The organism is Saccharothrix deserti, from assembly GCF_009769385.1.
Lineage (GTDB): Bacteria > Actinomycetota > Actinomycetes > Mycobacteriales > Pseudonocardiaceae > Actinosynnema > Actinosynnema deserti.
Genome location: NZ_VKAB01000097.1, coordinates 1 through 10,118 on the forward strand (window position 1 = coordinate 1; position 10,118 = coordinate 10,118).

General features: G+C 67.7%; 3 protein-coding genes and 1 pseudogene. 2 read left to right on the forward strand and 2 right to left on the reverse strand.

Annotated elements, in window-relative coordinates:
- Positions 1-986: 986 nt before the first annotated feature.
- On the forward strand, positions 987-1,550 hold the full coding sequence (locus FM051_RS48820; protein WP_202919504.1) for a superoxide dismutase: 564 nt from the start codon (positions 987-989) through the stop codon (positions 1,548-1,550).
- A 469-nt stretch (positions 1,551-2,019) separates the two neighbouring features.
- Positions 2,020-2,994: an IS630 family transposase gene (locus tag FM051_RS54385; protein WP_420803676.1), complete on the forward strand. Its 975-nt coding sequence runs from the start codon at positions 2,020-2,022 to the stop codon at positions 2,992-2,994.
- 60 nt (positions 2,995-3,054) lie between these two features.
- Here FM051_RS54385 and FM051_RS48825 read toward each other — a convergent pair.
- Both FM051_RS48825 and FM051_RS48830 read right to left on the reverse strand, forming a co-directional pair.
- A pseudogene (locus FM051_RS48825) lies at positions 3,055-9,342 on the reverse strand (RHS repeat-associated core domain-containing protein); the annotation flags it as partial.
- Positions 9,343-9,382: 40 nt separating this feature from the next.
- On the reverse strand, positions 9,383-9,946 hold the full coding sequence (locus tag FM051_RS48830; protein ID WP_158854674.1) for a LamG domain-containing protein: 564 nt from the start codon (positions 9,944-9,946) through the stop codon (positions 9,383-9,385).
- Positions 9,947-10,118 lie beyond the last annotated feature (172 nt).

Consider the following 10,118-nt stretch of genomic DNA (forward strand, 5'->3'; position numbering starts at 1 on the left):
AGTGGAACCCGGCGGCACCCCGGCCGACAACGGGCCACCTCGACCATGCCGAACACCGGAAGGAGGACCCGCAACAGCCACCGGTCCCAGCCTCAAGCCGGGCCGCCACCCACACGAAAGATCCGGGTTAGGAGATCGATAAAATGACGCAACAGGCTCACCACCGTCGACCTCCTTCAAACTTGCCCACTCTCGGAGAGCTTGCTGAGGGTCGTCCAACGAAGCCACCAATTCGACGTGGGCAGGAGCCGACATTACCCGGATCCTACCGTCATGAGAACGACCGAGAACAACGCACTTCACCCGACTCCCTACAGGTGGCCACTCCGCAGCGTCCACCATATAGTCGCATATTTCCGCCTTATCGATGAAGCCAGGCGTTCCATCATCGAATTGAACCAAAATACCGAAATGTCGATGTCCGATTACCGCACATTCAACTAGATCAAACCTCGAAAATTCTTCCAAGTTCAACGCCCCCTCCCTTTGGGTGCCCAAGGCTCGCGACCAAACCCGTTCAGTTCGTCAAACAACTCATAGGGAACAGCAAACTCCTTCAGGCGCTCATCAATACCTTAATAAACGTCGATCATGTCTGCGTCGATGTTTCTCTCGAGCCATGCGGTCGGTGCGCGGACCACAAATCCCTGACCATATCCGCTATTGTTCTCCGCGAAATCCTCCACTCGCTCCAAGTTGCCAAAGTAGGCGGCACCGTCGTCGCCGGCCGCGTTTCGGGGAAAGTCGACAGGATTCAGGCCGTTATCCAACTCGTCAGCGCCCTTTTCTTGACGAGAAACACGGTACAGGTCCGTTGTCTCACAGTTATAATAATTTCAACTCAACAAGAAGCAGGCCACCCAGCACGAACGAGAGGAGTTTCCCGCAGACAATTAAGGTCCAATTACGGGGAGTCCACAGTGAGGCACGGAGAGATCGTCGGTGCTAGTTTCGGATGTCCGCCGCCTGTACCGAAAGGGAGAAGTGTGAAACGTTTGATCCCTCTGTTCGTCGGCGGAGTGCTCGCGGCGATGGTGACGCCCACGGCGTCCGCCGACGTCCCGCAAGGCTCCGGTGTCGCGGTGACGGTGGCCCGCTTCGCCACCCCCGACACCGCCACCAAGGCCTACACGTACGACACGGCGTTGATCGCACCGGGCGCGGTGGCGCTTGTCCTGGCCACCCCGCTGCGGCGCTCGACGAAAACACTGCTCAGCGTGCACGGCCTGATCCCGAACCGCACCTACGGCGCCCACGCCCACCAGCGGCCGTGCGGCGCGCTGGCCACCGACGCCGGCGCGCACCACCAGCACGTGGTGGACCCGAGCCAACCATCGGTCGACCCGGCCTACGCCAACCCGGAGAACGAGATCTGGCTCGACTTCACCACCGACGACCGCGGCCGGGCCCTGGTCGACACGGTCGTCCCCTGGCGGTTCGCCGACCGCCGGGCGGGCTCGGTCGTGATCCACGCCCAGCCCACGGCCACCGAACCCGGCAAAGCCGGCACCGCCGGTCCCAGGGTCGGCTGCGCCACGGTGAAGTTCTGACCCATCGCGCCTGAACGAGACCGGCCCGGCCGGAACCGGCGGGCCGGTCTCCCTACGCGATCAGGACACACACTGCGACTGCGACTGCGTCAGCGGTTCGCGGAATAACTACCACGCGACGCAGGACGATGACCAACACCACGAGCACTGTCAGCAACCGCCGGTCGCTCAGGGACGCGCCCACATCTGCGGTCCACAAGCCAGGGCAGGACCCGTACAGCCGTCGCCGCCAGCCCCGCAGTTGACCGGTCGGCGTAGCCGTCACGACGTCCACGCTCAACCACCAATGTCCACGATGGACTTTCCCGATCACCTGCGGTTGGCCTTGCCACTCACCACAACGATCGCACCCCGGGCTCTTATTTGAGTCGAAAGTGATCGTCTTCCTGTAGGTTGATCGCTCGTGATCGAGGTCGAGGGTGCGCATCGGTTATCGCCCGCGGAGCGCGAGGTGCTGCGGTTGCGGGTGGTGGCCGCGTTGGAGGCCGGGCGGGTCGAAGGCTATCGGCAGGCTGCGGAGGTGTTCGGGGTTTCCGAACGCTCGGTGGGCACCTGGTGGCGTGCCTACCGGCGAGACGGTCGCGACGGCCTGGCGACTCGCAGGGGACGTCCCGGCCCTGCCGAGCTGATCGGTCCGGAGGATCGGGGCACCCTGTTCGCGGCGATGGCCGACTACACCCCGGAGGAGCTGCTGATCGGCGGCCCGCTGTGGACACGTCAGGCGGTGGTCGAGCTGATCCGGCTGGTCGTCGGGGTCGACATGACCGAACAGGGCGTGGGGCTGTGGCTGCGCCGCCACGGCTTCACCCCGCAGCGCCCGGCACGCCGCGCCTACGAACAGCAGCCCGCCGCGGTGCGGGCCTGGCTCGACGAGGACTACCCGGCGATCGAGGCACGCGCGAAGGCGGAGGGCGCCGTGATCGCGTGGGTCGACCAGTGCGGGCTGCGGTCGGACGCCGCGCCACCGGGTCGTTCCCGGGCGCCCGAGGGCAGGACGCCGATCGTGCGGGTGACCGGGAAACGGCTGCGGGTCAACGTCATGTCCGCGGTCGCCCCACGCGGCGCGCTGTGGTTCACCGTGTTCACCGAGCGGTTCACCGCGGCCGTGTTCACCGCGTTTCTCGACCGGGTGGCCCGTCAGGCGGGCCGGAAGGTGCACGTCGTCGCCGACCGGCACCCGGTGCACCGGAGCAAGGCGGTCCGCGCCTGGCTGGAGACCAACGTCGATCGGGTCGAGCTGCACCTGATGCCCGGCTACAGCCCCGAACTCAACCCGGACGAGCTGCTCAACGCCGATCTCAAGCGCAACGTCAACGCCTCCCGCGCCCATAACGTCGACCGACTCGCGCACGAAACCCGACGGTTCCTGCGTCGCCGCCAGCGCCAGCCGCACATCGTCCGCGGCTACTTCCGGGCCCCACACGTCCGCTACGCCACCATGTAGGCAACCGAACACTTTCGACTCAATATGGACAAGGACAGAAACACCCGCGACCACGTAGTACGTATGGAGGCCTGCAACAGTGAGGTCATAGACAGGTTCAGCACGCGTGCGTCGCTGGACCGCGGTGACGGTCGATGTTGCGCCGTCGGCAGAGGTGAGCTGTTGGCCTGGCTTGAGGTCGCCGATGTTGACGAAGCGGTCCTCGGCGTCGACCCACACCGGGTGCCAGGAGGTGGCCTTGACCTTGTCGCCGATGTCGACCTCGGCGATCGGCTTGGTCGAGCCGTCGGCCATCAGGACCAGGGTTCCGGCGACGAAGCTGTGCTTCACACAGCTCCCGCCGCCCTTGGAGGTCAGCTTCCGGAACTGCTCGGTCGCGACACGTTGCAGGTCATCGGTGATCGTCTGGACCCGACGCAGGACGCCCTTGGCCTTGTCGACGATGCCCGACAGGCGGCCGACGGCCTTGACCGCGTTGTAGCCGGCTTCGAGGATCTTGCCGACCTTGCCCACCGGCACCAGACCCGCGACGAGCCCGGCGCAGCCCCAGATGTCGCCCTTGGTGAAACAGTCGACGATGTCGTTCCACCCGGAGATCTCCTTCAAGACCTCCCAGGCGACCTCCTTGATCACATCCCACTTCGTCCTGTGCGCATCCGCCAGCGCCTTCTCGTAGTCCTCCCGACTGATCCCCTCCCGCGCCAACGCGCCGTCCATGCGCGCCCGGACACCGCGATTCACCTGCTGCAATGCCCGCTCACGAGCGTGGTAGACCCGCTTCTCCGACTCCCAGTTCGGCCCCTGGATGCTCTTTTCCTTGCCACCGCACAACACACCGTCCGGACCGCAGTCCCGGATCAGGCCGGTCGGGTCGCTGTAGGTGACCGGGCTGTTGTTGGCGTACGCGTAACCGTTGAGCTGCTGCGGATCGTTGTTGTCGATGATCGGATCCGCCGACAGGAACCGGCCCGAGGCGCTGTCGTACAACCGCGCGCCTACCTGCGTCAGACCCGATTCGTCGTTACGACCACCGACGAAACCCAAACGGTCCGGCCACGACGGCGGTGCGGTGCCCCGCACGCCGCCGTAAGGTGTCTGGCGGCGTTGGGTGACCGTCATGTCCTTGGTGATGGACAGTTGGTTGGTGCCCTGGTGGTCGGAGGCCAGCCACTTCAGCCCGGAGACGCTGTTGCGCACCGCCACCGTCTGGCCGGCGTGGCCGTACCAGCGGGTCCACGACGGGGTAGACGTGCCGGTCTCCAGGCGGATCTCCTGGCCGAACGCGTACAGCGTGGTGGCCGACGGCTCACGGCTGATCAGACGCCCACCGTCGGCGTCGTAGAGGTACTTGGACTCCTTGCCGTCGGCGTTGACGATCCGCGACACCCGGCCCTCGACGTCGTACTCCAGGACCTGCTCGTTGCCGCCGATCTTGCGCGACTTGGCCCGGCCGGTGGTGTCGTAGTCGAACGTGTCCAGCGACGTGCCGTTCGGCCCGGCCGTGGTGACCGAACGAGCGGTGTGCGGCTGGGCCGCGCCGGCCACCGGGTAGGTGCTGGTGCGAACCGTGTCACCCGCGGTCGCGTGCTGGGTCTCGGTGAGCCGGTTGCCGGTCTTGTCGTGCTTCCACGAGTGCCAGTACCGCGCCGCGCCACCCAGCGCGGTGGTCGACCTCGCCGTCGAGCAGTCGCCCGAGGTCGGGGTCCACGCCTCTTCCATCCGGCGCAGGTAGTCGTAGCCGAAGCACTGGATGTCGGGCACCCTCCCCTCGGGGGTGTCCGCGATCCGGGTGATGTTGCCCGCGGCGTCATAGGTGTAGTTGCGGTCCGCGACGCGGTTGTCGGTCGTGGTCTCGCGGCTGACGACGGTGCGTTCCGGTCGACGGCTGCCGATCGCGTAGAAGTTGGTGATCCCGACGTTCTTCGCGGCGCCGGGCTCGGCGCTGGCGTACTGCGTGAACAGCACCTCGCCGAAGCTGGAGTACTCCGTGGCTCCCACGTAGACCTCGGCGCCCTGCGACGTGGTAGGCAGGCCCAGCGCGTCGTAGTAGGTGCCGATCGATTCACGGGGGTAGATCTGCTTGGTGCCGGACGTGACCCCCATGTAGGAGGTGACGTCGGACTTGCCGGTGTAGGTGTAGGACTGCCGCATCTCGTAGGTCGTCCCGAGGACGCCTTCGGTCGCGGGGATGGTCAGCTTCTGGCCGGTCGGCCGTCCGGCCGGGTCGTAGCCGTTGACGGTCTTCTCGTAGACCTGGCCGCCGGCGTAGCGGCGGGACGCGGCGGGCAGGCCGACGCCGCCTTGCAGGGTGTCGTACACCCATTCGGTGAGCTTGGGGCCGGTGAGCGAGTCGCGGTGCTTGGCGGTGAGCCGGCCGAGCTTGTCGTAGGCGTTGGCGACGGTGCGGCCCTGCGAGTCCGTGGTCGACAACACCTGCCCGGCCGTGTTGTACGCGGTCGTGCTGTGACCGGTGTCGGGGTCGGCGGCGGCGATCGGCCGGCCGCGCAGGTCGTAGGTGTAGCGCCAGGCGTTGCCGGCCGGGTCGGTCACCGACGCCAACAGACCCGCGGAGTTGTAGGCGTAGGAAGTCGTGTCGTAAGCACTGCCCAGACCGGCCGTGTACTGGCGCTTTTCGACTGTCCGGCCTTGCGCGTCGCTGATCAGGGTGGTCGCGGTCGCACCGGACGGCGGGGTGGTGTGGACGCGGTCGCCACCGTAGAACGTCGTGGTGCGCCACTGCTCGATCCGGAACTTGAGGAAGATCGCCGCTATCGGCCGCTCGAGTCCGTCGTACTCGGTGATGGTCTGGCTCGGCAACTCAGCGTCGGCGATGCCGGCGAGGATGCCGCTGGGGGCGGCGCCGTTCCAGTAGACACCGTTGCTCTTGTAGGGCAGGCCGCGGGAGTCGTAGAACGTGTCGGTGATCTGCCGCCCGCCGTCCTTGCCGGGCGCGGGCGCCTGCGTCTGCCGTTCCCTCAGCAACCCGTCGTAGAGCGTGTACGCGGCCAGGTACTCGCCGTTGTCCTGGAGCTGCTTGGAGACCACCACGCTGGGCTTGTCGGTGTTGTAGTGGTACTCGAACACCGCGTCCGGCTTGGTCGTCGCCTTGTCGTGGCCGGAGGTCCAAGCCGCGATCAGCCTGCCGAGCGGGTCGTAGGACAGGTCGGCCCGCCGGCTGTTGGCATCGACCGACGCCACCGAGGCGCCCCACGCGGGGTTCACGTACTCCCGCGTCACGTGGCCGAGCGGGTTGGTGCTGGTGATCTCGGTGACCGGACCGTTGTCCGGGATGTAGGTGGTCGAGGTCTTCTCGCCGCGGGCGTCGTAGACGTCCTTCGGGCGACCGTACGAGTCATAGCCGGCCGTGGACGCCGTCACCCACGTCTGCCCGGTGGCGTCCCACTTGTCGAGCACCTCGACCTTGGTGATCAGGCCGCGCGTGGGCGCGACGCCGTACGCCTGGCCGTCGTAGTACGACCGGGCCAGGGACTGGATCGTCGACGCCGACGCGGTAGTCGAGCAGGTGCCGACCACTGTTTCGACCTGCTGCGCTTGGGTGAGCAGCCAGGCCGTCTCGTTGCGGGCGAAGGTGGTGTGGGTGCAAGTCTCGTCACCGGTCACCGTGGTGTCGCCGTGGTCCTCGGTGCGGGTGGCGATGCCCTCGTTGTTGAACTGCTTGTCCACCCTGGTGCGCCGCCAGGTGCCGTTCTCCAGCTTGGTGCGGCCCCGAACGGAGGCGTTGCCGGTGACGAAGGCCTTGTTGCCCGCGGCGTCGGTCGCGGTGGCGGGCAGGTACGGGTCGTTGACCGACGCCGACACCAGTTCCCCGTTGTTGTACTGCACGGTCTCTCGGACGAACCCGCGCAGCCGTGCGACGTCCGGGATCGACTCTTGCTCGCTGGTGGTCACCGAAGCCCTGCGGACACCGTCTGGCAGGCCGTCGCCGTTGACGTCGCCGGGCAGCTTGTCGCCGTCCATCCCGCGCCCGTAGACGGTCTCGGTCACCGATAGCGTCGCGGGCGCGGCGCCCTTGGTGGTGCGTACTTTGCCGTAACCGCGCCACTGCGACCACGTGCGCCGCTTCGGCTCGGCGAACTCGGCGTCGTCGAAGTGCCACGCGGCGTCGCCGATGTACTCGTAGCTGGTCAGGACACGCGAGGACGCACCCGTCCGGTCGGTGTCGATCACGCTGAGCACGACGTACTTGTGGAACCACTCGAACCTCGGCTCCAGCGCGCCGTCCGGTGTCCACCACGTCGGGTAGCACCGCAGACCGTTCGACTCCGGTGAGGCGGGCATCCGCGTGCCGGGCGCGCACTCGGCATCGCTGTAGGTGATCCCGGTGTGGCCACCGGCCTCGCCGGTGATCCCGGTGATCCGGTACCTGGTCAACGGCCGGTAGTTGACGCTCGTGTCGACCCGGTTCGCTTTCGCGGTGTGCTCGAACACCGTGGCCGGCAACGCCGTGCCACCGCCGACTAGTCCGGTGTGGACGATCGACTTGAGGTTCATCGACGGTGCCAGACCGTCGCCGGTGCCCAGGAACTGGTGTTCCAGCGTCCACGAGTCGACGTCCTGGAACGTGCTCGCCCCGTTGGCGACCCGCGTGACGACCTTCGTCAACCGCTTGCGGGTGAAGTGCGACGGTGTGAGCCGGTTGGTGCACTGCTCCCCCGCGCCGCACAACTGGTCGGAGGGCACGTCGGGCCACGACGCCGCCGTGGAGGTGTTCAGCTGGGACGGGTCGCACGTCACCGCCCCGCTGGGCAGGCACCGCTCGGCGGTCTCGAAGCTCACCCTGGCGCCGGGATGCGCGAACACCGCGTCGGCGCGCAGGCCGTACTCGACGCGGTCGAGCCACCCGCCGCGCACGTACGGCGTGCCCTTACCGGCGTCGGAGTCGCGGCCGTAGTGGTTGATCTCCCGGTTGTAGTAGTACGTGGTGACGTTGCCGTGCGGGTCGACCGAGTAGTCCAGGTTCCACCGGTAGGCCTGTTGGCACCACGACGCGTCGAACGTCGTCTGGTTGCACTCCTCGCCGGTGTGGTTGCCGAACACCGGCACCGTCCACGTCGACTGGGTCTCCGGCTTGCCGTCGGTCCAGCCCGGCAGGCGGTTCTGGCCGAGGAAGTACTGGGTGCCGTCGGTCGTGGTGACCTTCCAGTACTCACCGTCGTTGTCGCCGTTGACCGCGCCCTTCAATCGCTCGATGCGCGCGCCGTCGTCGGACTCGGCCCGCCACAGGCCGCTGACCTGGTCTTTGATCAGCTTGCCGGACACGCCGACCAGGCTGATCGTGGCGTTGTCGGTGGCCCAGCACTGATCACCGGTCTTCCTCTGACCGTTGTTGCCACCCAGGTCCAGACCGCACGGCTTGTACTGCCGCTCGATGAACCCGGCCGGCGAAAGGTCCCACCCGTCGCCCGCCCACGACGCCTGGTTGTTCGTCGCCGACGTCCGCCCGTCCAGGCTCTGCGCCGAATACCCCAACGACACCGACGGCTCCGCGCCACCGATCGCCGGCGGCACCCGCATCGGGTAGCCGTAGGTGAAGTCACCCGACGAGCCGCCCGCGTTCCAGGACCCGGCCGGGGCGAGCGACGTAGCTCCGTAGGTGCCGACGTCGCTGGAGTTCGACGCCATCACCGCGAACGCCGCCGGCTCGGCGGACGTCAACGTCGTCGTGCCGGACAGCACGCCCGCCGTGGTGTTGTTCGCCGCGCCTTCCACCGGCGTGGTCACCCGGCACTCCGCCTTGTCCGGAGTGCTCACCGCACACGGCGGAAGACTCACCAGGCGCAGCCGTGAGCCGTAGTCACCGCCGAAGGACGCGGCGAACGACGAGTAGTCGAACGTGACCGCGAGCGGTTTGTCCTTCACTCCACCTGCATCGGTGAGGCTGAACACCACCGCACCGGGCGAGGTCTTCTCGTCGTGCACCTCGACGCGCACCTTGCCCGCACCCGCCTGACGGGCCTCCGCCGGTGCCACGCCGGCCAACCCCACCGCCACCGGCGTGCCGGTCGCTCGGATCGGCGTGCCCGTCGCGCGTGCCGCCGCCTGCGCGGGCGTTCCGCCCTTGCCGGCGAAGTCCACCTCACCCCGCGCGGCAGCGGGCCAGTCCGCCTTCGCGGGGGCGGTCACCACCGCACCGGCGGCCGGGTCTGCCGGCAGCGGGGCGATGTCCACGGGCGTGGTGGTGACCGACTTCTCCCGCTGCAACTCGGGCAGGTTCCAGTCGAACGGCTCGTCCGGCGCGGCGACTGCCTGGGCGGTCGACGTGGTGAGCACCAACACGACCCCGAGCGCGATGGCCTTCCTGGCCAACTTCCGCACGGCAGCACGCATGACAGCAGCCCTTCGTGGAGTGAACGGTCGGATCGGTGACTCAGAAGTGCAGGGTGTCGAAGCGCAATGTCGAGACCTGCTCCGGCGTGAGGACCCCGGAGTAGACCCGGACGTCGTCCACGTCGCCCTTCCACGGGTTCGCTTTCTGCCCGACCCACAGGCCGCGGCCGATCCAGAGCGGACCGGTGCCGTTCCAGCCGGTGACGCCACCGCCATCTGGGGTCTGGGAGAAGTTCCGCGTCTGCTTGACCCCGTTGACGTACAACCCGATCCGCCCCGCCACCGCGTCGTAGGTGCCCACCAGGTGCACCCATTGACCGGTCTGCACCTGACTGTCGGAAAGGGCGATCCACCACGCGCTGCTGTCCGGGCGATGGGTCATGAGGAAGCCCCACTGCCGGTTCTCCGGCCGGTAGTGCAGCAGGAACGGCGGGAACTGGGGGTCACCGAGGCTCACCGCCACCCGAGCCGAGGTGTCCGCGGTGTCCAGGCGTACCCACGCGGAAACCGAGTACGAACGGTCGGTCCGCAGGTCCACGGGCCGCGGCGCAGTCACCTCACCGGTGCCCGAGGCGCCGTAGTTCGCCCACTTGTCCTCGCTCACGGCCGAGGTGGTCGAGTCGCCGGCCCAATTCACGCTGCCGGACAACCCGCGTTCCGCAGATGATGTAGCCGTCTGGTCGGTGAATCTGGGGGTTGAGCTGGGGAAACACCGACTGGCCCGGTGACGGGGCGTGTCACTAGGCGGTGGGATCGGCGCAGGTCAGGGGGCTGCG